The organism is Sphingomonas sp. S6, from assembly GCF_043498045.1.
Classification (GTDB): Bacteria; Pseudomonadota; Alphaproteobacteria; order Sphingomonadales; family Sphingomonadaceae; genus Sphingomonas.
This window is the reverse complement of the sequence record NZ_JBIEOE010000007.1, coordinates 18,886-45,393: the sequence shown is the minus strand read 5'-3', so window position 1 is coordinate 45,393 and position 26,508 is coordinate 18,886. Positions and strand designations below refer to the sequence as shown.

General features: G+C 67.4%; 19 protein-coding genes and 1 pseudogene. 14 read left to right on the top strand and 6 right to left on the bottom strand.

From position 1 onward, the window contains the following. Window positions 1–102 precede the first annotated feature (102 nt). The 7 genes and pseudogenes from ACGVWT_RS12495 (at window position 103) to ACGVWT_RS12465 (ending at window position 16,643) form a co-directional block, all read left to right on the top strand. The gene (locus ACGVWT_RS12495) at window positions 103–2,829 is read left to right on the top strand and encodes a TonB-dependent receptor (protein ID WP_315462718.1); all 2,727 of its coding nucleotides are present in this window, start codon (window positions 103–105) and stop codon (window positions 2,827–2,829) included. A 170-nt stretch (window positions 2,830–2,999) separates the two neighbouring features. Beyond that, window positions 3,000–5,381 carry a beta-N-acetylhexosaminidase gene (locus ACGVWT_RS12490; RefSeq protein WP_315462717.1) on the top strand — a complete coding sequence of 794 codons (2,382 nt, stop codon included), beginning with the start codon at window positions 3,000–3,002 and terminating at the stop codon, window positions 5,379–5,381. After that, entirely contained in the window at window positions 5,378–7,915 is a 2,538-nt protein-coding gene (locus tag ACGVWT_RS12485) for a glycoside hydrolase family 2 protein (protein ID WP_315462716.1), read from the top strand. Before ACGVWT_RS12490 ends, ACGVWT_RS12485 begins: the two co-directional genes overlap by 4 nt. A gap of 185 nt (window positions 7,916–8,100) precedes the next feature. Then, window positions 8,101–10,644: a glycoside hydrolase family 3 C-terminal domain-containing protein gene (locus ACGVWT_RS12480; RefSeq protein ID WP_315462715.1), complete on the top strand. Its 2,544-nt coding sequence runs from the start codon at window positions 8,101–8,103 to the stop codon at window positions 10,642–10,644. A 206-nt stretch (window positions 10,645–10,850) separates the two neighbouring features. Further along, window positions 10,851–12,224 (top strand): annotated as a pseudogene (locus tag ACGVWT_RS12475) (glycoside hydrolase family 125 protein). Further along, the gene (locus tag ACGVWT_RS12470; RefSeq protein WP_315462713.1) at window positions 12,221–14,557 is read left to right on the top strand and encodes a GH92 family glycosyl hydrolase; all 2,337 of its coding nucleotides are present in this window, start codon (window positions 12,221–12,223) and stop codon (window positions 14,555–14,557) included. Before ACGVWT_RS12475 ends, ACGVWT_RS12470 begins: the two are co-directional and overlap by 4 nt. Window positions 14,558–14,729: 172 nt before the next feature. Further along, window positions 14,730–16,643, top strand: coding sequence for an alpha-L-fucosidase (locus ACGVWT_RS12465; RefSeq protein WP_315462712.1), 1,914 nt, complete (start codon window positions 14,730–14,732; stop codon window positions 16,641–16,643). A gap of 72 nt (window positions 16,644–16,715) precedes the next feature. Here the strand turns inward: ACGVWT_RS12465 and ACGVWT_RS12460 are convergent, their stop codons facing one another. Then, window positions 16,716–17,474: a molybdopterin-binding protein gene (locus tag ACGVWT_RS12460; RefSeq protein ID WP_315462711.1), complete on the bottom strand. Its 759-nt coding sequence runs from the start codon at window positions 17,472–17,474 to the stop codon at window positions 16,716–16,718. Between the two features lie 50 nt (window positions 17,475–17,524). On the opposite strand from ACGVWT_RS12460, the gene map reads away from it, so the two are divergent. Next, window positions 17,525–18,352, top strand: a complete 828-nt coding sequence (gene map, locus ACGVWT_RS12455) for a type I methionyl aminopeptidase (RefSeq protein WP_043059971.1) — start codon at window positions 17,525–17,527, stop codon at window positions 18,350–18,352. 125 nt (window positions 18,353–18,477) lie between these two features. On the opposite strand, the gene ACGVWT_RS12450 is transcribed toward map, so the two are convergent. Then, window positions 18,478–20,055 (bottom strand): alpha-N-arabinofuranosidase, encoded by a 1,578-nt coding sequence (locus tag ACGVWT_RS12450; RefSeq protein ID WP_315462710.1) that lies wholly within the window; start codon window positions 20,053–20,055, stop codon window positions 18,478–18,480. A gap of 95 nt (window positions 20,056–20,150) precedes the next feature. Beyond that, complete coding sequence (locus tag ACGVWT_RS12445) at window positions 20,151–20,564, bottom strand: hypothetical protein (protein WP_315462709.1); 414 nt, start codon at window positions 20,562–20,564, stop codon at window positions 20,151–20,153. Window positions 20,565–20,906: 342 nt separating this feature from the next. On the opposite strand from ACGVWT_RS12445, the gene ACGVWT_RS12440 reads away from it, so the two are divergent. Beyond that, window positions 20,907–21,290, top strand: a complete 384-nt coding sequence (locus ACGVWT_RS12440; protein WP_315462708.1) for a hypothetical protein — start codon at window positions 20,907–20,909, stop codon at window positions 21,288–21,290. A 289-nt stretch (window positions 21,291–21,579) separates the two neighbouring features. Here the strand turns inward: ACGVWT_RS12440 and ACGVWT_RS12435 are convergent, their stop codons facing one another. After that, on the bottom strand, window positions 21,580–21,936 hold the full coding sequence (locus tag ACGVWT_RS12435) for a septum formation initiator family protein (protein WP_116460667.1): 357 nt from the start codon (window positions 21,934–21,936) through the stop codon (window positions 21,580–21,582). Window positions 21,937–21,968: 32 nt separating this feature from the next. Beyond that, window positions 21,969–23,246, bottom strand: coding sequence for a phosphopyruvate hydratase (gene eno, locus ACGVWT_RS12430; protein ID WP_315462707.1), 1,278 nt, complete (start codon window positions 23,244–23,246; stop codon window positions 21,969–21,971). 145 nt (window positions 23,247–23,391) lie between these two features. Here eno and ACGVWT_RS12425 point away from each other — a divergent pair, with 145 nt between their 5' ends. The 5 genes from ACGVWT_RS12425 to ACGVWT_RS12405 all read left to right on the top strand — a co-directional run bounded on the left by ACGVWT_RS12425 (window position 23,392) and on the right by ACGVWT_RS12405 (window position 25,550). After that, on the top strand, window positions 23,392–23,853 hold the full coding sequence (locus ACGVWT_RS12425; protein ID WP_116460665.1) for a hypothetical protein: 462 nt from the start codon (window positions 23,392–23,394) through the stop codon (window positions 23,851–23,853). Window positions 23,854–23,860: 7 nt separating this feature from the next. Next, complete coding sequence (locus ACGVWT_RS12420; protein WP_315462706.1) at window positions 23,861–24,232, top strand: phage holin family protein; 372 nt, start codon at window positions 23,861–23,863, stop codon at window positions 24,230–24,232. Further along, window positions 24,229–24,558 (top strand): DUF3618 domain-containing protein, encoded by a 330-nt coding sequence (locus tag ACGVWT_RS12415; RefSeq protein WP_315462705.1) that lies wholly within the window; start codon window positions 24,229–24,231, stop codon window positions 24,556–24,558. The genes ACGVWT_RS12420 and ACGVWT_RS12415 overlap by 4 nt, the downstream gene beginning before the upstream one ends. 36 nt (window positions 24,559–24,594) lie before the next feature. Beyond that, window positions 24,595–25,020 carry a hypothetical protein gene (locus ACGVWT_RS12410; RefSeq protein ID WP_116460663.1) on the top strand — a complete coding sequence of 142 codons (426 nt, stop codon included), beginning with the start codon at window positions 24,595–24,597 and terminating at the stop codon, window positions 25,018–25,020. Between the two features lie 299 nt (window positions 25,021–25,319). Next, the gene (locus tag ACGVWT_RS12405) at window positions 25,320–25,550 is read left to right on the top strand and encodes a DUF4170 domain-containing protein (protein WP_017978084.1); all 231 of its coding nucleotides are present in this window, start codon (window positions 25,320–25,322) and stop codon (window positions 25,548–25,550) included. A 465-nt stretch (window positions 25,551–26,015) separates the two neighbouring features. Here ACGVWT_RS12405 and greA read toward each other — a convergent pair whose 3' ends face one another. Further along, a complete protein-coding gene (gene greA / locus ACGVWT_RS12400; RefSeq protein WP_017978083.1) occupies window positions 26,016–26,492 on the bottom strand; it encodes a transcription elongation factor GreA in 477 nt (158 codons plus the stop codon). Window positions 26,493–26,508: the final 16 nt, after the last annotated feature.

Sequence of the window (26,508 nt, the reverse complement as noted above, 5' to 3'; positions counted from 1 at the left end):
AAACGCGTAACTGTTTCGCCGTGGCTGCACTGTCGCCGGCTTTGCGGCAGCTGGGAATGGGGGGGGCATGCGGCCGGGCGTGTTCCGACAAGGACAATAAACATGCGCCTTCGCCACATGATCTTTGTGACCACCGCGCTCGTCAGCGTCGCTGGCACCGCCCACGCACAGGATGTGACCGCCGCCGCCCAGAGCAGCAGCGCTACCACGACCGGCTCGTCCGACGACATCGTCGTCACCGGCTACCGCAAGAGCCTCCAGGACGCGATCGCGATCAAGCGCCGCGCCGACTCGATCGTTGACGTCATCAGCGCCGAAGACGTCGGCAAGCTGCCCGACAGCAACGTAGCCGACTCGCTTGCCCGCCTGCCCGGCGTCACCGTCGACCGCCAGTTCGGCGAAGGCGAACAGCTCTCGATCGCCGGTGTCGAGCCCGCCCTCAACCGTCTGCTGATCGACGGACACTCGGTCGCCTCGGCCGATTGGGGCGGCAATCCCTCGGATCGTTCGAGCCGCACCTTCAACTATTCGCTGCTGTCGCCAACGATCATCAGCTCGGCGATCGTCTACAAGACGCCCGAAGCACGCCTGCAGGAAGGCGCGATCGGTGCGACCGTGGACGTCGTCACGCGCAAGCCGCTCGACCTGAAGTCGGGCACGATCGCCGCGAACGGCGGCTACGAATATAATGACCGCGCCAACCGCGGCAGCTTCCGCGGCTCTGCCTTGTACAGCTGGAAGAACGCCGACGAGACGATCGGTTTCCTCGGTGCGGTCAACTACGACAAGGAACAGCTCAGCCGCGCGGGCGTCGCCAGCTATTGGTATCGCACCGGCCAGGCGCTGCTCGACAACGCGCCCACCACGGCCACCGTCAACGGCAAGGCGATCAGCGCGCTGACCACCGCCGAACGCACCGCGTTCAGCAACGCGCGTTACGCCTCGTTCCTCGCCCGCGAATTCTTCCGCCAGGAACGCCAGCGCATCGGCTTCTCGGGCGCGATCGAGGCGAAGGCGACCGATAACCTGACGGTGACGGCGACCGCGCTCATCATCCGCGGCAATTACGACAACGTCTCCAACTCCGAATACACGTACGGCTATGAAGGGTCGCGCCTGACCGCCGCGACCTATGTGCCCGGCACCGGCAATTCGCCCGGCGTCGTGAGTTCGGCAACCTTCACCGGCATCCCCGCCGGCCAGACGGGTGCGACCGGCCAGCTCGACACCAATTACCGCCGCACCCGCGTCAAGAACGACAGCGTCGCGCTGCTGATCGACTGGAAGCCGGGCGAGTGGGAAGTTACCGGCAATGTCGGCGGCACCCGCGCCAGCGGCGGCAAGAACCCCGAATATCTGCTCGATTTCCGTACGCAGCAGGGCTTCACCGCGGGCGCCAACGGCCGCAACACGATCGTGGACTGGCAGTATCCCGCCAGCGACGCCAGCAAGTGGCTGAGCAACTACACCGCCGCCGGTGGTGAAAACATCACCGCACCCGACGGCCGCAAGTTCTTCGGCCGCCAGATCGGTGGTATTCCCACCCAGTCGGGCTTCACGCTCGACAAGGAGATTTTCGGGGAGCTGAACTTCAAGCACCCGGTCGCCTGGGGCCCGGTCAACGCGATCCTGTTCGGCGCGCGCTATGCCGATCACGACAACAGCAACACGACCTACAGCAACGCGATCTACACCAACCAGAACTACACGCTGGCCGATCTCCAGTCGTATGTCCTGCCGAGCGACCTGTATGATGGTCTGGGCACGACCGGCAACGGCACGCCCTACGCGACGTTGGGCCGCGACGGCATCATCGCCGCGCTGCAGAAGTACGGCAACTTCAACGTCGATCGTGGCCTGTCGAAGGGCGACTATTGGCTGGTGAACGAGAAGATCGTCTCGGGTTATGTCCAAGCGAACTTCGAGAGCGGTGCCTTCCGCGGCAACGTCGGCGGCCGCTACGTCTTCACCCGCGACACGTCGAACTTCTTCACGCAGAGCGGCGGCATCTACGCTCCGACCCGCGTCACCAACGACGACAGCCGCTTCCTGCCGGCCGCCAACCTCATCTTCCAAGCCGGCGAGAACGTCGTTCTCCGCGGTTCGGCGGCCAAGGTCATCGCCCGCGCACGCTATAGCGATCTGGCGGGATCGCTGTCACTCGACGACACGACCCGCACCGGCGGTGGTGGCAATCCTGATCTGAAACCCTACGCGGCGACCAACTTCGGCCTGTCGGCAGAGTGGTATTTCGCGCCGGGCAGCTTCCTGTCGGGTGAAGTCTTCTACCGCGACATTTCGAACTATGTCGGCAACCAGGTGGACGACAACGTCACCATCACCAACACTGCGACCGGCCGTACGCTCACCTATTCGATCTCGCGTCCGGTCAACGGCGGCAAGGCGAAGGTTACGGGCTTCTCGCTCTCGGGCAACGCCAACATCCTGTGGGGCTTCGGCATCCAGGCCAACTACACCTTCTCGGACGCAGAAACGCCGTTCGCGAACGGCCTGCCCTATCTGTCGCGCAACGTCGTGACGATCGTGCCCTATTACCAGAACGGCCCGATCGAGGCGCGCGTCAGCTACAACCGTCGCTCGAAGTACTTCTATCGCTTCGGCCGCCAGCAGAGCTCGGACTACACGGACGCCTATCGTCAGTTGGATGCGTCGATCAGCTATTCGATCAACAAGAACCTGCAGATCACCGCTCAGGCGGCGAACCTGCTCGACGAAACCTACTATCAGTACAGCAGCACGCCGGACGCACCGACGTCGATCTACAAGAACGGCCGCGTGTTCTCGATTGCAGGCACCGCCCGCTTCTAACCCTTCCTCCCCGGCGAGCGCGCTCCCCTGCGCGCTCCGGCCCTCGGACCCCGGCGCGCTATCCAGCGACGCCGGGGTCTTTTTTGTGACTTTTTGATGCGCGGGCATGGACGGGGCGGCGATGCTGCTTCAAGATACGTGCAATACCAAAACATGACCAAGGGGCAGGCATGACGCAGCACGTCGGTATCGCAACCATCGTCGGGGGAGCGGCGCTGGCCCTGCTCGCCTCCGCCACCCCCGCCATCGCCCAGACAGGCGCCCAAACGGGCGCGCAGCCCGGGCTCGCGCTGCTGCCGATGCCGCAATCGGTGGTCCGCGGCACGGGCAGCTTCACCGTCGCCAACGGCGCGAGCATCGCCGCGACCGACGCTGGCGCCACCGCCGCCGCCCGCCTGCTCGCGGACCACGTACGCACCACCCGCGGCCTCACACTCACCCCCGGCGCCACCGGCACGATCCGCCTCGTCCGCGACGCGAGCGTCACCGGCGACGAAGCCTATCGCCTGACCGTCACGCCGCAGGGCATCACCGTCGCCGCCTCCGGGAACCGCGGCCTCGTCCATGGCGCGATGACGCTCGCGCAATTGCTCAGCCCCGATGCCGCCTTCGGCAAGCCGGTCGTCGTGCCGGCGCTCACCATCACCGACGCCCCGCGGTTCGGCTGGCGCGGGCTGATGATCGACCCCGCGCGCCATTTCCTGCCCATGCCGGCGCTGCGCGCGATCGTCGACCAGATGGCGGCGGTGAAGCTCAACACGCTCCACCTCCACCTGACGGACGACCAGGGCTGGCGCGTCGAGATCAAGAAATACCCCAAGCTCACCAGCATCGGCGGCTGGCGCCTGCCACCCTGGACGGGCGGCGCTCAGCCGACGGAAAAGGATCGCGTCGGCGGCTTCTACACCCAGGCGGAGCTGAAGGAGCTGGTCGCCTATGCCGGCGTGCGCGGCATCACCATCGTGCCGGAGATCGACCTGCCCGGCCACGCCAATGCACTCGTAGCCGCCTATCCCGAACTCGGCATCCTCGGCGACCGGCCGCTGGTCAGCAACAATTGGGGCATCATGCCCTATCTGTTCAATCCGGGGCCGAAGGGCATCGCCTTCGTCAAGGACGTGCTCGACGAGCTGATGACGATCTTCCCCGGCACCTACATCCATTTGGGCGGTGACGAGGCTGTCAAGGACCAGTGGGAACGCAGCCCTGAGGTGCAGGCGCAGATGAAGGCGCTGGGCATCAAGACCGAAAACGCCCTGCAAAGCTGGATGATCGAACAGTTCGGCACCTACCTCCAGTCCAAGGGTCGCCGCCTGATCGGCTGGGACGAGATCCTGGAGGGCGGCCTGCCCGCCTCTGCCTCGGTCATGTCGTGGCGCGGCGAACAGGGCGGGATCGACGCCGCCAACATGGGCCATGACGTCGTCATGTCGCCGGGCAACCCGCTCTATCTCAACGGCTTGCAGAGCCGCCGCAGCGACGAGCCGCCCGGCCGGCTCGACATCACCACGCTGCAACAGGTCTATGCCTACGACCCGCTGCCCAAGGGCATCGCCGCGGACAAGGCGCATCACGTCCTCGGCGCGCAGGGCAATCTGTGGAGCGAATATATCGTCACGCCGGGGCAGCTCCAGCATCTGATCTTCCCGCGCGCGGGCGCGCTCGCCGAAATCACCTGGTCGCCCAAGGTCCAGCGCGACCGGCCGGCGGACCTCGCCGCCTTCCTCCCCCGCCTGCAGCGTCAGGACGATCGCTGGTCGCGCGCCGGTATGCGCGTCGCCGACAGCGCCTTTGCGGTCGGCTTCGACCTCACCGGCATGCGCGGCGATGCGCTACGCAAGAACAGCGTGGCGCTCACGCTGTCGACGCAGGTCCCCTATGGCACGATCCGCTACACCATCGACGGCAGCGCGCCGACGCTGCGCTCACCCGCCTACACCACGCCGTTGACGCTGAAGCCCGGCATCATGGTGAAGGCCGTGGCCTTCGACGCGAACGGCGCCCCGACGGCCGCGGTGCGCAGCTTCGACACGTCGCGCGCCGCGCTTCTCGCGCGTTCCAGCTCGGACATGGCGGCCTGCCCCGCCGGTGCACTCGGCCTGCGCGTGCCGCTGACCTCGGAAGCGACCGCCGACGCGCCCGTCTACAACATCAACCTGTTCGACACCTGCACGCTCTACCCCGACGCGCCGCTCGACGTCGCGCGCGGCTATAGCGTCGAGGTCGTGCGCCTCGCCCGCCATTACGGCCTCGCGCACGAACAGCGGATGGTGCGCGAACACTACAATGTGTCGGCGCATGGCGAGCTCCTCGTCCAGATCGGCTGCATCGCCGCCGCCGCCGCGCAAAAGGCCGGCGACAAGACTGCCCACCCGATCGCGGTCGGCGCCTTCCCGCTGCCCGATCCGAAGACGGCGCCGCAGCGCTTCACGCTGTCGGGCACGCTGCCGACGATGACGGGCGATCGGGACGTCTGCTTCCAGTTCACCTCCCCGCTAACCGACCCCTTCTATACGGTCGGCAAGGTCCAGCTGACGGAAGGTTCGAAGTGAAGCGCGCCCTCCTTACCCTGCTGCTCGCCACCTCGCCGCTCGCCGCGCGGGAGGTGGTGCCGCTGGATGGCGCATGGCAGGCGCGGCTCGACCCCGCCGACACCGCCGCCGCCAAGGCACATCCGAAAGAAGCGCGCTGGTTCGCCGCGCGCGTGCCGGGCAGCGTCCAGGAAGATCTGATCCGCCTGAAACGCGTGCCCGATCCCTTCATCAGCACCAACGAGGGCGCGATCCAATGGGCGGGCCTGTCCGCGTGGCAATATCGTAAGACGCTGACCGTCACGCCCGCGATGCTCGCGCACCGGCACCTCGACCTGGTGTTCGACGGGCTCGACACATTTGCGACCGTCACCGTCAACGGCCAGCCGCTGCTCACCGCGGACAACGCCCACCGCCGCTGGCGCGCCGATGCGAAGCCGCTGCTGAAGACCGGCGATAACGAAATCCTCGTCAGCATCGCCAGCCCGATCAAGACGCTGCAGCCGATGGTGCTGAAGGAAGCGCATCCGCTGCCCGGCGAATATGACAGCGCGTTCGGCGACGAACCCAAGGGCGTGCAGACCAGTCCCTATATCCGCAAACCCAAATATCAGTACGGCTGGGACTGGGGTCCCCGCCTCGTCGCGAACGGCATCTGGCGCTCGGTCAAGCTGGAGGCATGGGACGACGCCCGCCTCGATCATGTCCGCGTCGCGCAGGACGCGTTGAACGATGCCGAGGCGCGCCTGACCGCGCATGCCACCGTCATCGCCGACACAACGAAGCAGGTCACGCTCACCGCCACCGTCACCGGCCCCGACGGCAGCCGCCAGACCGGCCAGGCGACCGTCACGCTCGCTCCCGGCACGAACCCGGTCGCGATTCCGCTGACCATTGCGCGCCCGCAGCGCTGGCAGCCGGTCGGCTATGGCGCGCAGCCGCTCTATACCGTCGCGACCAGCTTCGACGGCGAGACGCAGACGCGCACCATCGGCCTGCGCACCGTCACGCTCGACCGCAAGCAAGGCGCGTTCGGCTTCGTCGTCAACGGAACGCCGATCTTCGCCAAGGGCGCGAACGTCATCCCGTTCGACAGCTTCCCAGCGCGCGTCGACCCGGCCGAACCGGAAGCGCTACTTAAGGCCGCGCGCGACGCGAACATGAACATGGTCCGCATCTGGGGCGGCGGCTATTATCTCGACGACGCCTTCTATGCCGCCGCCGATCGGATGGGCATCATGGTGTGGCAGGACTTCATGTTCGGCGGATCGGTGACGCCCCCCGACGCCGCCTTCCGCGCCAGCGTCGCCGCCGAAGCCGACGAACAGGTCGCCCGGATCGGCGACCATCCCTCGGTCGTGATCTGGGCCGGCGGCAACGAAGTGCTGTCCGGCTGGGAAAACTGGGGCGATCGCAAGGCGTTCAAAAAGGCTGTGGGCGCCGACGAGCAGGAGCGGATCGGCGCCGGCATGGCCGTGCTGTTCGACCGCGTGCTGCGCGACGCGGTGACGCGCAACAGCCCCGGCACGCCGTATATGCCCGGCTCGCCTTCGACCGATTACGAAGGCCCGGTGGATACCGACGCCAACGGCGACCGCCATTTCTGGGACGTGTGGTCGGGGTCGAAGCCGGTCGAGAATTACCTCGACAGCTGCCCGCGCTTCATGAGCGAATATGGCTTCCAGTCGATGCCGACCATGGCGACGATCCGCCTGTTCGCCGGCAAGGGGAAATTGGATCCCGAAAGCCCGGTGATGAAGGCGCACCAGAAGTTCCTGGCCGGCGAAGGCAATGCCCGCCTGAAGCTGTACCTCGACCAGCGGTTGCGCCCGGCCAAGGACTTCGCCGATTTCGTCTACCTGACGCAGGTCAACCAGGCGCAGGCGATCGACCTCGCCGCACGCCACCACCGCGCCTGCCGCCCGGTGACGATGGGATCGTTGTTCTGGCAGTTGAACGACGTCTGGCCATCGATCAGCTGGGCGAGCATCGATCATCTCGGCCAGTGGAAGCTGCTGCAATATCAGGCGAAGCGCTTCTTCGCCCCGCAGGCGATCGTCGCCGAGCATCGCAATGGCGCGACCCGCGTCGTGCTGGTGTCCGACGCGACCGGTGCCATCCCCGCGCACTGGCGCGTGACGGTGCGCGACATGGCCGGCGCGACGCTGGGCGTGCGCGAAGCCGATGCGACGCTCGCGCCGTTGTCGTCGACCACCGTCGCGACGCTGCCCGACGCCGACCTGTTCGGCAGCGCCGATCCGGCGAAGAGCTACGCCGTCGCCGAACTGATCGTCGGCGGCCAGCCGGTCAGCCGCACGATCGTCGAACGCCTCGTGCCGAAGGACATGGCCTATCCCGATCCGGGCCTGACCATGCGCCGATCCGGCAACGACCTGACGATCACCGCAAAGAACCTCGCCCGCGCGGTGATGATCGACATGGGCGACACGCCCGGTCAGGCAAGCGACAGCGGCTTCGACCTGCTGCCCGGCGAGAGCAAAACGGTGACGCTGACCGGCAGGCAGACGCCCGTGCTGCGGACGCTGGCCCGCTGATGGCCCGAACGCTCACCCCACCCACCCCGTCACCCCGGACTCGTTCCGGGGTCCACCGGGCCACGGGGGCAACGTTCGAGCCTCTTGCCGCCCCCCTCGCCGCAAAGTGGACCCCGGAACGAGTCCGGGGTGACGAACCCCTTTGGGCGAACCGATCGCCCCACCGCCCCCATCGGAGCGCCTGAATGATCCCCGCCCTCCTGCTGCTCGCGCAAGCGGCCGACCCCATCTCCGCCGCCATCGCCACGATGACGCCCGAACAAAAGGCCGCGCAGCTGCAAAGCACCGCGCCGGCCGACCCTGCGATCGGCCTGCCCGCGTACGATTGGTGGAACGAAGGCCTCCACGGCCTCGCCCGCGATGGTCAGGCGACCGTTTTCCCACAGGCGATCGGCCTCGCCGCCACCTGGGACACCGACTTGCTCGGCCAAGTCGGCACCGTCGTCTCAACCGAAGCGCGCGCCAAGTTCAATGCGCAGCCGGTCACCGCGAACCGCCGCATCTACCAGGGCCTCACCATCTGGTCGCCCAACATCAACATCTTCCGCGATCCGCGCTGGGGCCGCGGGCAGGAGACGTACGGCGAGGACCCGTATCTCACCGGCACGCTCGGCGTCGCCTTCGTGCGCGGGTTGCAGGGGCCGGACCCTGCCCACCCCCGCGTCGTCGCGACCCCCAAACATTTCGCCGTCCACAGCGGCCCGGAAGCCGGTCGCGACAGCTTCGACGTCGATCCCAGCCCGCGCGATCTCGAAGCGACCTATTTCCCCGCGTTCCGCCGCACGATCACCGAAGGCCGGGCCATGTCGCTGATGTGCGCCTATAACAGCATCCACGGCGTGCCCGCCTGCGCCTCGTCGCCGCTGATGAACGAGCGCCTGCGCCGCGACTGGGGCTTTACCGGCTTCACCGTGTCGGACTGCGACGCGGTCGGCAACATCAGCAGCTATCACCATTACCGGCTCGACACCGCCAGCGGCGCGGCGGCGGCGGTGCGCGGCGGCACCGACGTCAATTGCGGCAGCGCCTATGCCGCGCTGCCTCAGGCGTTGAAGCAGGGCCTGATCACCCAGGCCGAAGTCGACACTGCGCTCACCCGGGCCTTCCGCGCGCGCCAGGCGCTGGGCATCGCGTTCGGCGGCACCAGCCCCTACAGCCGCATCCGCCCCGATCAGGTCGGCACGTCGCAGCACCGCGCCGTCGCGCTGGAAGCGGCACGCAAATCAATCGTGCTGCTCCAGAACAATGCCGACCGCCTGCCGCTGAAACCCGGCGCGAAGATCGCCGTCATCGGCGCCGACGCCGACGATCTCGGCGTCTTGCAGGGCAATTACCACGGCACCGCGATCCGCCCGGTCACCCCGCTCGACGGCATCCGCACCCGCTTCGGCGCCGCCAATGTCGTGTACGCGCAAGGCTCCGCCCTCGCCGACGGCGCCGCGGTCGTCGTACCCGAAACCGCGCTCCGCTCGAACGGCAAGCCCGGCCTGCGTGCCGACTATAGCGGCACCGCCTCCGTCACCCGGCAGGACCGCCGCATCGACCTCGACTTCAACCGCGCCCCAGTCGCACCCGGCCTGCCCATCGGTCCGTTCAAGGCGAACTGGACCGGCGAGTTCGTGCCGCCCGGCCCCGGCCAGTACCGCCTGATCATCGACCAGTCGCAATGCTGGAAGAATTGCACCACGCACGACAGCGCCCGCGTGTCGCTGGGCGGCAAGGTGCTGCACGACGGTCCGCTGCCCAAGGGTCGCGTCGAGATGACGGTGGACAGCGACGGCACGCCGCAGCCCATCACGATCACGCTGGACCATGTGTCGGAGGACGAAAGCTTCCGCCTGCTCTGGATGCCGCCCGCGCAGCCGCTGCTCGACCAGGCCGTCGCAGCGGCACGCGACGCAGACGTCGCGGTCGTCGTCGCCGGCCTGTCGCCCGATCTGGAAGGCGAGGCGCTGTCCGTGTCCGTCCCCGGCTTCGTCGGTGGCGACCGTACCGACATCGCCCTTCCCCTGCCGCAACAGCGCCTGCTCGCCGCGTTGAAGGCGACCGGCAAGCCGATCGTCCTCGTCCTCAGCAGCGGCAGTGCGGTCAGCGTCGATCCCACCTCCGCCGACGCGATCCTCGCCAATTGGTATCCGGGCGAGGCCGGCGGTACCGCGCTCGCCGACGTGCTGTCGGGCGTCACCAACCCCGGCGGCCGCCTACCCGTCACCTTCTACCGCTCGACCACCGACCTGCCCGCCTTCATCGATTATGCGATGAAGGAGCGCACCTATCGCTACTTCACCGGCACGCCCTTGTGGGGCTTTGGCCACGGCCTCAGCTACACGCGCTTCGACTATGCCGCCCCCCGTGGCACCGCGAGCGTCACCGCCGGCCAACCGCTCAAGGTGGAAACCACCGTCACCAACACCGGCCCCCGCGACGGTGACGAGGTCGTGCAAGCCTATCTCGTCCCCCCCGCCTCCACCCGCCCGCTCGGCAGCACGGAGGCGGTGCTGCAACGCCAGCTCGTCGGCTATCGCCGCGTGAACCTGAAGCGCGGCAAGGGCATGAGCGTCGCCTTCACCCTCACCCCCCGCGACATGAGCATCGTCGACCACGACGGCCGCCGCCACGTCGCGCCGGGCGCGTATCGTCTCTACGTCGGCGGCGGCCAGCCCGGCGACGGCGCCGGCCAGTGGTTCGACTTCGCCGTGACCGGCACCGACACGGAGCTGCCGAAATGACCCGTGACCTCTCCCCACACGCCCCGTCACCCCGGACTCGTTCCGGGGTCCACCGCCCCGCGGGGGGCGGGCCAGGGGATCAAGCCATCCCACCAGCCGCAGAGTGGACCCCGGACCAAGTCCGGGGTGACGGTGGAATTGCGGCGACCGTCCCGAGCCTCAACCGCCGAAGCCTGCTTACCGCCGGTGCGCTGGCAGGCGTGGGGATGGCCACCCCCGCCTTCGCCGCGCCCGCCTTCCCCAGCAAGCGCCCCGCCCCCGCCGACCGCCGCTTCGTCAGCCCCGCGGTCGAGCGCGACCTCACCCGCGTCGCGAAACAGATCGGCGACCCCAAGCTGCGCTGGATGTTCGGCAATTGCTACCCGAACACGCTCGACACCACCGTCCGCATGAGCACGGTCGACGGCAAGCCCGACGCCTTCGTCATCACCGGCGACATCCCCTGCCTGTGGCTGCGCGACAGCTCCGCGCAGCTCAAACCCTATCTCCACCTCGTCAGACAAGCGCCCGAACTGCGCCACCTGTTCACGGGTCTCATCGCCCGCCAGGCGCGCTGCATCCTGATCGACAGCTACGCCAACGCCTTCATGGAAGACCCGACGGCTAAGTCGAACCTCGAATGGTCGCTGCACGACGACACCGTGATGAAGCCGGGCGTCGCCGAGCGGAAGTGGGAGGTGGATTCGCTCTGCTACCCGATGCGCCTCGCCCACCAATATTGGCGCGCCACCGGTGACAAGACGCCGTTCGACGCGACCTGGGCCGCCGCGGCGAAGCGCAGCATCGCGACCTTCCGCGAACAGCAGCGGATGGACGGCCACGGCCCCTATAGCTTCCGCCGCTCCGCCCCCCAGCCTACCGAGACGTTGCTGTGGGGTTACGGCAACCCCACCAAGCCCAACGGCCTGATCCATTCGGGCTTCCGCCCGTCTGACGATTCCTGCACCTTTCCGATGCTGATCCCCAGCAACCTGTTCGCGATGACCGCACTGCGCGAACTCGCCACGGTCGCGCAGGAAACCGGTACCGACGGCGGCATCGTCCGCGATGCCACGCAGCTTGCGCTCGAGATCGAAAGCGCGCTGCGCCGCTTCGGCACGATGCGCCTGCGCGACGGGCGCGAAGTCTGGGCCTATGAGGTCGATGGCTTCGGCAACGCGTTGTTCATGGACGACGCCAACGTGCCCAGCCTCTCAGGGCTAGCCTATCTCGGCTGCGTCGATCCCGCCGATCCCCTGTGGCAGCGCACCCGCGACGCCTGCTGGAGCGACACCAACCCCTGGTTCTTCAAGGGCAAGGCCGGCGAAGGCATCGGCGGCCCGCATGTCGGCGAAGGCCAGATCTGGCCGATGTCGCTCACCATCCGCGCGCTGACGTCCACCGACGACGCCACGATCCGCGCCTGCCTGAAGACGCTGCGCGACACCGACGGCGGCACCGGCTTCATCCACGAAAGCTTCGACCAGAACGACCCCGCCAAATTCACGCGTAGCTGGTTCGCCTAGCCCAACGGGCTGTTCGCCGAACTGATCCTCCACCTCGCCGCCACCCGGCCCGCGCTGCTCAAGGCTCCGCTATGATTCCTGGCTCGATTTCCCGCCGCACCCTGCTCGCCTCCACCGCCGCGATCGGCCTGCCGCTGCCGGCCTTCGCCGCCGCAAGCGCCCCCGCCCGCGCCAACCTCTTCATCGGCACCGGCGGCCACGGCCATACCTATCCCGGCGCGACCGTCCCGTTCGGCATGGTGCAGCTGTCCCCCGATACCGATGTCGAGCGCTGGGACGCATGCTCGGGCTATCACCGCACCGACACGTCGATCATGGGCTTCAGCCATACGCATCTGTCGGGCACCGGCATCGGCGACATGCTCGACGTGCTGGTCGTGCCGACCGCCCAGAAAACCAAGGACGCCCCGGTAAAGCTGCTCCCCGGCCCGCTCGACAACCCCGACGCGGGCTACCGCCAGCGCTTTACCGCCGAACATGCCGAGCCCGGCTATTACCGCGTCGCCCTCGAAACCGGCGTCCGCGCCGAACTGACCGTGACCGAGCGGACCGGCTACCACCGCTACACCTTCCCCGCCGGCTCGGCCCACGTCCTCATCGACATGTCGCACCTGATCCTCGACAAAAGCGATCATCCCCCGCTCGTCACCGACGCCAGCCTCGACATGGACGCCGCCGGCACGCTGACCGGCAGCCGCACCGTCAACCGCTGGGCCAAGGGCCGCCACATCCACTTCGCGATGCAACTGTCGCGGCAACCCGACCGCATCACCTTCTACGGCGACGCCGATGCCGAGCAGCCCCAGGGCGCGCGCGGCGTGAAGGGCAACCGCGTCAAGGCCGTGCTGCACTATGACGACGCCGGCCGCGCGCCGCTGGTCATCCGCTGCGGTATCTCCGGTGTCGACGTCGCCGGCGCCCGCGCCAACCTCGCCGCAGAAGCCAAGACTTGGGACTTCGACGCCGTCCGCCGCGCTGCGCAAGGTCGCTGGGCGCGCGAACTCGGCGCGATCGGCGTCGAAGGCGGCACCGAGGATCAGCGCACGATCTTCACCTCCGCGCTATACCACGCCCTGCTCGCCCCGACGCTCTTCTCCGACGTCGACGGCCGCTACATCGGCCTAGACCGCAAGCCGCACACTCTCCCGCAGGGCAATGCCGCCTACAGCACCTTCTCTCTGTGGGACACGTATCGCGCGCTCCATCCGCTGCTCACCATCGTCGCGCCCGACAAGGCGCAAAGCCTCGTCGCCGACCTCATCCGCCAGACGCAGCAAAGCCCCTACGGCCCGCCGTGTTGGCCGCTGCAGGGCGTCGAGACGGGCACGATGATCGGCTGGCACGCCGTCTCCGTCCTCGCCGAGGCGCAGAAGAAGGGCATCAAGGCCGATTACGCCGCCGCCTGGCCCGGCATCGCCAAACGCAGCTTCGATTTCTCGGCGCCTGACCTCGACAACAGCAAGGGCCGCGACCTCTACGACACAATGGGTTACGTGCCCGCCGACAAGCTGTTCGAAAGCGTCAGCCGTACGCAGGAATATGCGTACGACGACTGGGCCTCGTCGCATCTTGCCCGCGCTGCCGGCAAGACGGCGGAGGCTGACCGCCTGCTCAAGCGCTCGCGCAACTGGCGCAACGTCATCGACGGCCGCATCGGCTTCGCACGACCGCGCTTTGCCGACGGCAGCTGGTGGACGCCCTACGATCCCATCCAATTAGGCCACATGCCCAAGCCTTGGTGGCGCGATTACACCGAAGCGAACGGCTGGCAGGCGACCTTCCTCAACCAGCACGACATCTACGGCCTGATGGAGCATATGGGCGGCGAGGCGAAGTTCGAACGCCAACTCGACGCCTTCTTCACCGCACCCTCGACATTGCCCGCCAACGCCCCGCCCGACATCGCCGGCCTCGTCGGCCAGTATGCACACGGCAACGAACCCGACCAGCACGCCGCTTACATGTACGCCTACACCGGCGCCGCATGGAAGACGCAGGCGATGGTCCGCCGCCTGTGTACAGAGATGTACAAGAACGACCCCGACGGCATCATCGGCAACGACGATTGCGGCCAGATGAGCGCGTGGTTCGTCCTGTCTTCGCTCGGCTTCTACCCGGTCGATCCGGTCGAGGCGGTCTACGTCTTCGGCTCGCCGCTGTTCGAACGCGCGCAGATCGCGCTCCCCGGTGGCAAAAGCCTGACGATCGAGGCGCCGGGCAACACCACCGATACGCCCTACGTCCGCGCGATCACCTTCAACGGCCGCCCCTGGACGCGCAACTGGATCAGCCACGCCGACCTGATGAAGGGCGGCCGCCTGGTCTTCACGATGAGCAAGACGCCGGTGAAGACCTTCGGCCAGGCCAAGGCCGACCGCCCACCGTCCAACGGCCGCCAGTTGGCGTGACCGCCACCCCCCACCCCGTCACCCCGGACTTGTTCCGGGGTCCACCGGGCCGCACGGGGAAGGCGAGAGGCTCCGGCCGCACGCCTCGCCGCAGAGTGGACCCCGGAACGAGTCCGGGGTGACGAAGAGAATACCGCACACGCCCGCCAGACCAAGTACCCGGAGCCACCCCGTGACCGACCTTTCCCGCCGCACCCTGATCGCCTCCGGCCTCGCCGCGAGTGCCGCCACCGCCGCCCCCACCTTCGCCGCCACGCCGGTCGCCGCCCCCAAGCCGTGGGGTGCCACGCCCTCCAAACGCCAGCTCGCCTGGCACAAGCGCGAACGCTACGCCTTCGTCCATTTCTCGATCAACACCTTCACCGATCGCGAATGGGGCTATGGCGACGAGAGCCCGAAGCTGTTCAATCCGACCGATTTCTCCGCCGACCAGATCGTCGCCGCGGCGAAGGCGGGCGGCATGACCGGCATCGTCCTCACCGCCAAGCACCACGACGGCTTCTGCCTGTGGCCGACGATGCTGACCGAACATTGCATCCGCAACAGCCCGTACAAGAACGGCAAGGGCGACATCGTCCGCGAGATGGAGCAGGCGACGCGCCGCCACGGCCTGTCGTTCGGCCTGTACCTCTCGCCCTGGGATCGGAACCACGCCGGCTACGGCCGCCCCGAATATATCGACTATTATCGCAAGCAGGTGGTCGAACTCTGCACCCGCTACGGAGAGCTTTTCGAATTCTGGTTCGACGGCGCCAATGGCGGCGACGGCTATTATGGCGGCGCGCGCGAAACGCGCACGATCGACGCGCCGAAATACTATAACTGGCCTTCGATCATCGCCCTCGTTCACCAGCATCAGCCGATGGCCTGCACCTTCGATCCGCTGGGCGCGGACATCCGCTGGGTCGGCAATGAAGACGGCATCGCCGGCGATCCCTGCTGGCCGACCATGCCTGACCACCCCTATGTCCAGTCGGAGGGCAATAGCGGCGTACGCGGCGCGCCTCTGTGGTGGCCGGCGGAAACCAACACCTCGATCCGCCCCGGCTGGTTCTATCACGCCGACGAGGATTCGAAGGTGAAGACGCCCGCGCGCCTGATCCGCTTCTTCGACGAATCGGTCGCGCGCGGCACTAACATGCACCTCAACCTGCCGCCCGACCGCCGCGGCCGCCTGCCCGATCATGACGTTGCGGTGCTCAAGAGCTTCGGCGATGCGATCCGCGGCAGCTTCGCGACCGATCTCGCGACCGGCGCCGTCGCCAGCGCCTCGGCAACCCGCGGCCCCGCCTTCGCGCCCGCCAAGGTTCTCGACACCGATCGCGACACCTATTGGTCGACACCCGATGGCGTTACCACGCCGACGCTGACGCTCGACCTCCCGCCCGGCCGCCGCTTCGACCTGATCCGCATCCGCGAATACCTGCCCCTCGGCGTCCGCGTCACGCGCTTCGCCGTCGAGGCGGAGGTCGGCGGAGCGTGGCAGCGGCTCGCCACCCACGAATGCATTGGCGCGCAGCGGATCATTCGACTGCCGCAGCCGATCGCCGCCCGCCGCGTCCGCCTCGTCATCCTCGAAGCGCCCGCCTGCCCGGCGATCAGCGAGCTGTCGCTGTTCCTCGCCGTCGCGCCGGTTCCGGTGGCCGCACCGCCCAGCCATGATGCCGCAGTCCTGTCGCCGCGGGACTGGAAGGTCGTCGCCGCCACCGCGCCCGGCGCCGAAGCCTTGCTCGACGGCGACGGCTCCACCGTCTGGAGCCAGCCCGCGCCCACCACGACGCCGGCGTCGGTCACGCTAGACATGGGCAAGACGCAGACGGTGGCCGGCTTCAGCCTCACCCCCTGGCGCCACCCCGACAAGGTCAGCGCGCCGCCCCGCGGCTATCGCGCCGAAACCAGCATCGACGGCAAGACCTGGGCACCGGCCGCAGAGGGCGAATTCCAGAACATCGCCTACGCCCTCTCGACGCAGCGCATCCCGTTCACCACCCCGCGCCCCGTCCGCTACCTGCGCCTGACCTTCGCCGCGACCGCAGTCCCGGCGCAAAAGCTGGCGATCGCCGACGTGGGGGCCTTCACCCGCTAACCCCCTCCGTTACCCCATCCACTCCGTCACCCCGGCCGAAGAGCCGGGGTGACGGAGGTGAAACCGGAAAGACTAAATCCCCTCGGCCACCACCGCACGCCCCGTCGCCTCCAGCTCCCGCGTCAAATCCGCGAGACACCGCTCGACCAACCCCGCATCCGCGCTGCGCACGACGAAATTCGCCCCCGTCCGCCCCTCACGGAAGAACGGATAGCTGCCGATCGACACGCCCTCGTGCGCCTTCTCGGCGTTGCGCAACAGATCGGCGACCTCGCTCTCGGCGACCCAGCAGCCGATCGTCCCCGACACCACCGGCCGCCCGCCTTCCAGCGTTCCGGTCAGCGCATCCAGCATGCCCGCGGTGATATGCGGCACGCCCGCCATGATGTAGATATTCTCGACCTGTATCCCCGGTGCGCCCGACACGCGATTGGGGATCAGCCCCGCCCCCGCCGGCACCCGCGCCATCCGCGCCCGCGCCTCGGTCAGCCCGCCGCGCGTCGCATAATATCGCTCCAGCGTCGCCATAGCGTCGGGATGGTGCTCGACGCCGACGCCCAGCGCCTCCGCGATCGCATCGACGGTGATGTCGTCGTGCGTCGGTCCGATCCCGCCGGTAGTGAACAGATAGTCGTTGCGCGCCCGCAGCGTGTTGACCGCCTCGACGATCGCCGCGGTCCTGTCCGCCACCACGCGCACCTCGGCCAGCCGGATGCCCTGCACGTTCAGCCAGCTCGCCAATTGCGCGACATTCTTGTCTTGCGTGCGCCCCGACAAAATCTCATCGCCGATGACGACCAGCGCGGCGGTCCAGATACGTTCCTGATCCATGTCGCCCGCTTTACCTCGCAAAATGACGCTCGCCACGCTATATACGCGCGATGACCGAATATGTGACCGTCACCTCCGACGCGCCGGAAGGGCGCACCGGCGCGATCAAGCTCCATGGCCCCGCCGCCTTCGCTGGCATGCACAAGGCCGGGCGCCTCGCCGCCGAAACGCTCGACATGCTGGTGCCGCACATGGTGCCTGGCGTCACGACCGCCGAGCTCGACCGGCTGATCTACGACTTCGTCACCGCGAACGGCGGCGTGCCCGCGACTTTGGGTTATCGCGGCTATACGCATTCGACCTGCATCTCGATCAACCACGTCGTCTGCCATGGCATCCCCAGCGAAAAGACGCTGAAGTCGGGCGACATCGTCAACGTCGACGTCACGCCGATCGTCGACGGCTGGCACGGCGACACCAGCCGCATGTATCTGATCGGCGACGTACCGCTGAAGGCGAAGCGCCTGGTCGAAGTGACCTATGAATGCCTGATGCTGGGTATCGAACAGGCGAAGCCCGGCAATCACATGGGCGACGTCGCCCACGCGATCCAGCGCCACGCCGAAAAGCATCGCTACGGCGTCGTCCGCGATTTCTGCGGCCATGGCCTGGGGCTGCTGTTTCACGATGCGCCCGAAGTGGTGCACGTCGGCAAGCCCGGCACCGGGCCTGAACTCAAGCCCGGCATGATCTTCACGATCGAACCGATGATCAACATCGGCCGCCCCGACGTGAAGCTGCTCGACGACGGCTGGACGGCGGTGACGCGCGACCGCTCGCTGTCGGCGCAGTTCGAACATTCGATCGGTATTACGGACGAGGGCTGCGAGATCTTCACGCTCTCGCCCGCCGGCTTCCACCAGCCGCCCTACGCCTGATCCGCGTCACCCCGGCCGAACAGCCGGGGTCCCGCTTCTTCTGGCCTCGATTGAAAAAGCGGGACCCCGGGTCAAGCCCGGGGTGACGAAAGCGGCGCCGTTAAACACCAGCGCCGCCCCGCCCCTCACCTGACGTCGAGCATCACCACCGACTTCGCCGGCAACGCCACCGACAGCAGGCCGTTCGCGCCCAGGCTTGCGCCGGTGAACGCCACCGGCTTCAGCGTATCGGGCGCATCGAACGTATTGTGCGCGTCCATCGTCGGCGCCGTCAGGATCCGCCCCGTCACGCTCTTGCCCGCCAGCCCGGCCAGCTGGACGGTCACCGTCGTCGCCCGGTTGGGATCGACGTTCGTCAGCCCGACATGGACGACGCCATCGGTGCCCCGCACCGCGCTCGCGCTGACCGCGCGCACCTCATATTTGCCGCACTGATACCAGTGCGAGGCGACCTCGACCGGCAGCACCGTTCCGTCCTGATAGTCCTTGTACATGTCGAACACCCAATAGGTGGGCGTCTTCAACATGCGATTGCCGTCGGTCAGGATCATCGCCTGCAGCACGTTGACCATCTGCGCGATGTTCGCGCCGCGCACGCGATCGGCATATTTGGCGAAGATGTCGAGGTTCAGGCTCGCCACCACCGCATCGCGCAAGCTGTTCTGCTGATACAGGAACCCCGGATGCGATCCCGGTTCCTGATCGTACCAGGTACCCCATTCGTCGACCAGCAGCGCGACTTTCTTGTTGGGATCGTATTTGTCCATGATGCGCGAATGCTCCTGAAGCAATTCGTCCATCTTCAGCGCCTTGGAGATCGTCACCGCCCATTCGTCTTCGCTGAAGCCGGTGGCCGCGCCCTTATGCTCCCAGCTGCCGGGGACGGTGTAATAATGGACGCCGATGCCCTGGATCATGGTGCCCGCCTTGCGCATCATGACGTCGGTCCAGTTATAGTCGGTCGAATTGGCACCGCTGGCGATCTTCATGATCGGCACGCCTTCGGGCGTCTTGACGAAGGTCGCGAACTTGCGCGTCTCGTCGGCGGCGTACTCGGGCAGCATGTTGCCGCCGCAGCCCCACAATTCGTTGCCGATGCCGAACATCGGCAACTTCCACGGCGTCTTGCGGCCGTTGGCGGCGCGCTCCTTGGCCAGCGTCGATCCGGTCGGCGAGGTCATATATTCGACCCACTCGGCCATCTCGCGCGGCGAGCCGGACCCGACATTGCCCGACACATAAGCGTCGGCTCCGAGCATCTCAGAATAGTCCATGAACTCGTGCGTGCCGACCGCATTGTCCTCGGTCACGCCACCCCAATGGGTGTTGATCTTGACCGGGCGCTTGTTCCGCGGGCCGATGCCTTCGCGCCAGATATATTCGTCGGCGAAGCAGCCACCCGGCCAGCGGACGACGGGCACGCGGATCGCCTTCAGCGCGTCGAGCACGTCGGTGCGATAGCCGCGAACGTTGGGAATTTTGCTGCCCGGCCCGACCCAGATGCCACCGTAGATGCCGGTGCCGAGATGCTCGGCGAACTGGCCGAACAGGCGGCGATCGTATTTGGGCCCCGGATGGTCGCCGCGCACCGATACGATATCGGTCGGCTCCGTCGCTGTGGCCGTCGCATCCTGCGCATCCGCCGCCACAGGCACCGCCGCCGCCAGCGCAGAGCATAGCAGCAGCCTGAGCATCGTCTTCATGCATCTCTCCCCGACGCGTCCCTGCGCGCTGGGGCCATGACTATCGGGCTACACCCGACCCGTCAATTTGTTAGACAAAAGGAGTTTTAGCGCCGTCAGCGCCGGCTTTCGGCCTGTCGCGCCGCTGCGATCGTATCCACGACCAGCTCGTAATGCGCCGGCGAATACCCGGCCGCCAAGAAGGCCTTCACCTCGGCCGAGGCGATCGCATAGCCGCGCTTCCAGCTCAGCACCGCAACCCGGCGCAGCGCCTCCAGCTTGGGATCGGCGAGCATCGGGCTGATCCGCACGCCGAACACCAGCTCCAGCCCGCGCGACAGCCGCCCCGGCTGGCGCAGCGTCGACAAGCCATCGCCGCGCGCAAGGCCGATCACCGACCGCTCCAGCTCGCTCAGCACCGGCCGGTCTTCGGCCGGCGCCGTCACCCGCGGGGCGTCCGCAGCCAGCCCCTGCGCGCTCACGCGGGCATAGCCGGCATTGCCCGGTTCGGCGAAAGCGAGAAAAGCCATGGTGTCACTCCCTTTTGTCCGAGCCGCAGGCCTCCCGTCCGTGCCAGGGGGCACGGTGCGCGCTGCATCGTCAGTGTCGTTCGATCGAGATGGCAAAGGCTCTTCATCCGGCGCTGCGGTCCCTCGCAACATGAATGCCTCGTCATCTTCTATACCAAGCGGTATAAAAGCGGATTACAGGGCCGTCAATGGCTTTCGTACCGGTCGGTATTAAAAGAACGCGATCGCTGCCGACCCTACGGATCGCGCCGATTTTTGAACCAGTAGCGCCGTCAGGGACGTCCGACGGGATACGCCCACGATCCCAACGCGTTATCTGTCATCTCACGACAGGAGGCATCGATGTCCGACACCAGCAAGGTCGATCCCGGCCGCGATACGACCGGCAATCCCTTCGATCGCGATGCCGGCGAATATGGCCTGGACTATCACCGCGATCGCGAAGCCGAACTCGGCCGCCAGGCCCCCAGCGGCACCGTCGCCGCCCGTCCTGGCGATCCGCACCCGCCGCAAGACCCTAATCTCCCGCCCGAAAACGGCCTGCGTGCCTCGTTCGACCCGCAGACCGGCGAGGTCCACGGCAGCGGCAGCGGCGCGGGCGGCGGCAATCCCGGCGAGGATTTCAGCAGCGATGCCGCGGCCGGCGACGGCTATCGGCAGACCGGCGGCGAAGGGCTGGACAAGAACGGCGACACCGACCTGGGACCGACGCATTCCCAGGAATGACACCGGCGGACTGATCTGGCCGCTCGACCAGCGAAAACAGCACATTTGCAGAGGCCCGACCTCCGCAAAACCCCACTCCGTCATGCCGGACCCGTTCCGGCATCCACCGGGCCGCACGGGGGTGGCCAGAACTTCAAGCCGCCGCCCTCGCCTCAGAGTGGACCCCGGAACAAGTCCGGGGTGACGGATCGCGTGAGGCATCTAAAACGCAGGAAAACGCTGGGTAAGGCACAATCACGCCGAAACGCGCCCGATCTAACGACCGTGCGCGGCCCCGCGCCAACCGCCCCTACTTCAACGGAACGATCACCTCGTCCGGATGCGCGACGTTCAATTCCTTGCGCACCATCTCGTCGACCATATCCGGATTGGCATGGTCGGGGTCCAGCAAGGCGACGCGGTTTTGCAGCACCGTCCGCTTCTGGTCGAGCGAGGCATATTGCACCTCACGCCGCGCCAGCTGCTTCTTGTAATCGCCATAGGCCAGGATGCCGTTCGGCCCCAGCACGGCGTAGGCGCCGAAAAACGCCATGATCGTAAAGCCCAGCGCGGGCAGCGCGGCACGACGCATGACCTTGCGGAACGCGGTCGATGTGTTCGACCGCCCTCCGTTCGTGCCCTTCCGTGCCGTTACCGCCCGCGCCATGGTTTACATCCTTGCTTGCATCCCGTCCGGGATCAAGCCTTCAGAACGCTCCGGCCCGCATAACGTGCCGAGTCGCCCAATTCTTCTTCGATGCGAATCAGCTGGTTGTACTTGGCGAGCCGGTCGCTGCGCGCCAGGCTGCCAGTCTTGATCTGGCCGCAGTTGGTCGCGACCGCCAGATCGGCGATCGTCGCATCCTCGGTTTCGCCCGACCGGTGGCTCATGACGGCGGTGTAGCGGTTGCGCTGCGCCATGTTCACCGCTTCCAGCGTCTCGGTCAGCGTGCCGATCTGGTTGACCTTCACCAGCAGCGAATTGGCATAGCCGCCCTCGATGCCGCGCTTCAGGCGCTTGGGGTTGGTGACGAACAGATCGTCGCCGACCAGCTGCACATTGTCCCCGATCAGGTCGGTCAGCGCCTTCCAGCCCTCCCAATCGTCCTCGCTCATGCCGTCCTCGATCGAGAAGATCGGGTAGCGGCGGGTCAGGTCGGCAAGATATTCGGCCATCGCGCCGCTCTCGAGCACCTTGCCCTCGCCCGAGATATTGTAGCGGCCGTCCTTGTAGAATTCGGTCGCCGCGCAATCGAGCGCCAGCATCACGTCGTCACCCGGCGTATAGCCCGCCTTCTCGATGCTCTGCATGATGAAGCCCAGCGCCTCTTCGGTGCTGGCGATGTTCGGCGCGAAGCCACCCTCGTCGCCCACGCCGGTCGCCAGACCCTTGTCGTGCAGTGCCTTCTTCAGCGTGTGGAAGATTTCCGACCCGCAGCGCACCGCCTCGAGGATGTTTTCCGCGCCGACCGGCACGATCATGAATTCCTGGAAATCGATCGGATTGTCCGCGTGCTCGCCGCCGTTGATGATGTTCATCATCGGCACCGGCAGCACGTGCGCCGACACGCCGCCGACATACTTGTACAGCGGCATGCCGCGCGCCTCCGCCGCCGCCTTCGCTGCCGCCAGGCTGACGCCCAGGATCGCGTTGGCGCCCAGGCGCCCCTTGTTCTCGGTGCCGTCGAGCTCGATCATCGCCGCGTCCAGGTCGGCCTGATCCTCGGCATCCAAGCCGATCAGCTTTTCGACCAGCTCGCCGTTCACTGCCTCGACGGCGTCATCGACGCCCTTGCCGCCCCAGCGGCTCTTGTCGCCGTCGCGCTTTTCGACCGCCTCATGCGCGCCGGTCGACGCGCCCGAGGGCACCGCCGCGCGGCCGAAGCTGCCGTCTTCCAGCAGCACGTCGACTTCCACCGTCGGATTGCCGCGGCTGTCGAGGATTTGCCGGCCATGGATGTCGATGATTGCGGTCACGTAACGATGCTCCTACCTCTGGGGCTCAGATGCCGCGGCCTCTACCCGCTGCCGGCGCGGGCGGCAATTGCCTGACGCAAGGGAACCCGCCGTCGCCGGCCGGGGTTAGAGGCCTTCGAACGCGATTTGCACGAAAGGGCGCGCCATGTCCGATACCGATCTGAACCCCGTCATCGACGGCGACACCGTCTCCAACACTGCCGGCGATGCCGCTGACGCCGCCACCAGCCGCGTCGATCAGGCGAAGCAGACCGCCAAGGACTATACCGCGAAATACGGCGCACAGGCGACCGACAAGATCCGCACCCTCGCCGACACCGGTAAGGAACGCGCGATCGGCGGCCTCGACCAGCTGTCGCAGATGATTCAGGACGCCGCCGGCCAGGTCGACGACAAGCTCGGCGCCCAATACGGCGATTACGCCCGCTCGGCGGCCGGCGTCGTCTCCAACTTCTCCGGCCAGATCCGCGACAAGGACGTCGAGGAACTGCTGGAAGACGCGCGCGCCTTCGTCCGCAAGAGCCCAGGCGTCGCGATCGGCGTCGCCGCGGCGCTGGGCTTCGCGCTCGCCCGGGTCGTCCAGTCCGGCCTCGACGACAAGGCGTAAGGGGCTCGTGGCGGTCTTGCCGACAATCGAAACCGCGGGCGAAACCGTAGGCGCTGGCGAGGAAGGCATCACCGACCTCGTCAGCCAGCTCGTCGAGGACGCCCGCGGGCTCGCCAGCGCCGAAGTGGCGGTGGTCAAGGCGCGGATCGGCGAACGCGTCAGCGCCTATCGCAGCGCGATCGTGTTCTTCGTCGTCGCCGGGGTGCTGGCGCTCGCCGCGTTGATCACGGCGCTGATCGGTGCGGTCCTGACGCTCGCGACGCTGTTCGGCCCTGGCCTCGCGACGCTCGCCGTCGTGATGGCGGTGCTCGCGATCGCCGCCAGCCTCGCCCTCGTCGGCAAGAGCCGCCTCGCCCCCGCCACGGAGAAGCGGCCATGACTGATCCCGCCACCCGCCTGATCGACGCCGAGGCGGAGGCTGCCGCAGCCCGCGAACGCCTGTCGGGCACGCTCCGCAAGCTGCAGGTCCGCCTCAACCCGCGCGACCTCGCCAAACAGGCGGCGCGGGACGTCGCCGACAAGGGGCAGGCCGCCGCGCAGGCCAGCCTCGACACGGCGGTGCGCAATCCCGGCGCGGTCGCCGGGGTCACTGCCGTCGCCGGCCTGTTCCTCGCCCGCCACCGCCTCGCCGGCCTGTTCCGCAAGAAGGACAAGCCACACCGCTTCAAACGCAATCACGAAGCAGGCCTCGGTCCCAAGGACTGATCCCGTTCCCCGCGCATCCACGCAAAGGATAGACCCATGACCGACACCCAGACCCAGGATCGCGTCGCTGACGCCACCGCCGACATCAAGGCCGACGTCCACCACCGCCTGGACGATGCCAAGCACGCCGCCACCGACGCCGCGCGCCGCACCGCGGACGCGATCGAGGCGAACCCGCTCGCCATCGTCGCCGGCGGCATCGCGATCGGCGCGCTCGCCGGCGCGCTGATCCCGCGCTCGGCCAAGGAAAAGCAGTTGCTCGCCCCGCTCGGCCGCACGCTCGGTGAACGCGCGCGCGGCGCCGTCGCCGCCGCCCGCGAAGCCGGCGCCACGGAACTCCAGAACGCCGGCCTGTCGAAGGACGCCGCCAAGGATCAGGTGAAGTCGCTGTTCCAGGGCATCGCCAAGGCCGCGACCACCGCCGGCTCCGCCGCGGCGCAGTCGGCACGCGCCAAGGACTAGGTCGGGGCCGACCCCCTCGAACGTCGGACGTCATTGCGAGCGGAGCGAAGCAATCCAGAGCCGGATCAAGAGGCCCTGGAGTGCCGCGCGTCCCTCGCGATGACGCAGACGGATGACCTTGGCGCTTGCCGCCTTTCGGGTATGCCCACGCACTTCATCCCTTTCGCCACCGGGGCTCCGTCCGGCGGTACGAGATGTGGAGACAAGGATCGTCCTCTCGCGGCCATCCGGGGTTCAATATTGCGCCGCAACACGCTAGGGACGGCGGGGTAAAATCACCACCCCAGGAATCTCAGCGCATGAGCAAGCTCCACCTCGTCTTCGGCGGCCGCGTCACCGATCCCCGCACGCTCGACTGGGCCGATCCGTCGAAGCTCGATGTCGTCGGCATCTTCCCCGACTATGCGAGCGCCGAAAAGGCCTGGCGCGCCAATGCACAGCGCACCGTCGACGATGCCGAGATGAAGTTCGTCGTCGTCCACCTCCACCGCCTGCTCGAACCCGATCTGGTCACCACGCCCGAAGCGTAAGCGGACCGGGGGCGCTTCGCCCCCACTGCGCCCCGGACCGGGTCCGGGGCCGCAAAGCCTGTGGGTGAGGCGTGCGAAACGCCGCAGGTTGAACCACTTATGGGATGTTCCGTCCCGCCCCACCCTCGTCATTCCCGCGAAGGCGGGAATCCAGACACGCTAACGGCAGCGATAGAGCCGAGACGCTACGGCATATGGATTCCCGCCTCCGCGGGAATGACGATGTGAGTGGGGTCGCGTCGTGAGACCAACAGCCGACGAGCCAGGACGTAGACGACTAACCACGACGTAAGGGCCGCCGCGCTTCGGCTAAAGGCCCGACACCGCCCCCCCCTCGTCATCCCGGCGAACGCCGGGATCCATGAAGACGGAAAGGCCGCTGTGGCGCGCCAACGCGAATGGCGCCGTATCCACAGATCCCGGCGTGCGCCCGGATGACAAAGGGGCGGGCGAACCCGCAAACCCTCAGATAAACTCGACCTTCGACACCACATAATAGCGGTCGCCCGCCGGTACCGACACCTCGACCTCGTCGTCCACCTTGCGGCCGATCAGCGCGCGGCCCAGAGGTGAATTGTACGAAATCCGGCCCGTCTTGGCATTCGCCTCGGTCTCGCCGACGATCTGGTACTTCACCGGCTTGTCGTCGTCGTCGAGCAGCGTCACGGTCGCGCCAAACACCACCTTGTCGCCCGACAGTTCGCGCGGATCGATGATCTGTGCGCGCGACAGCTTGCTCTCGATATCGGCGATCGTCGCCTCGTTCTGGCCCTGCTGCTCCTTGGCGGCGTGATATTCGGCGTTTTCCGACAGGTCGCCGTGCGCGCGGGCTTCCTCGATCGCGTCGACGATCAGGGGGCGTTCGGCTTTCAGACGCTTCAGATCCGCGGTGAGCTTCTCATAGCCCTCCTGCAGCATCGGCATCTTTTCGACGGTCGCCATGTGTCAGTCCCCAATT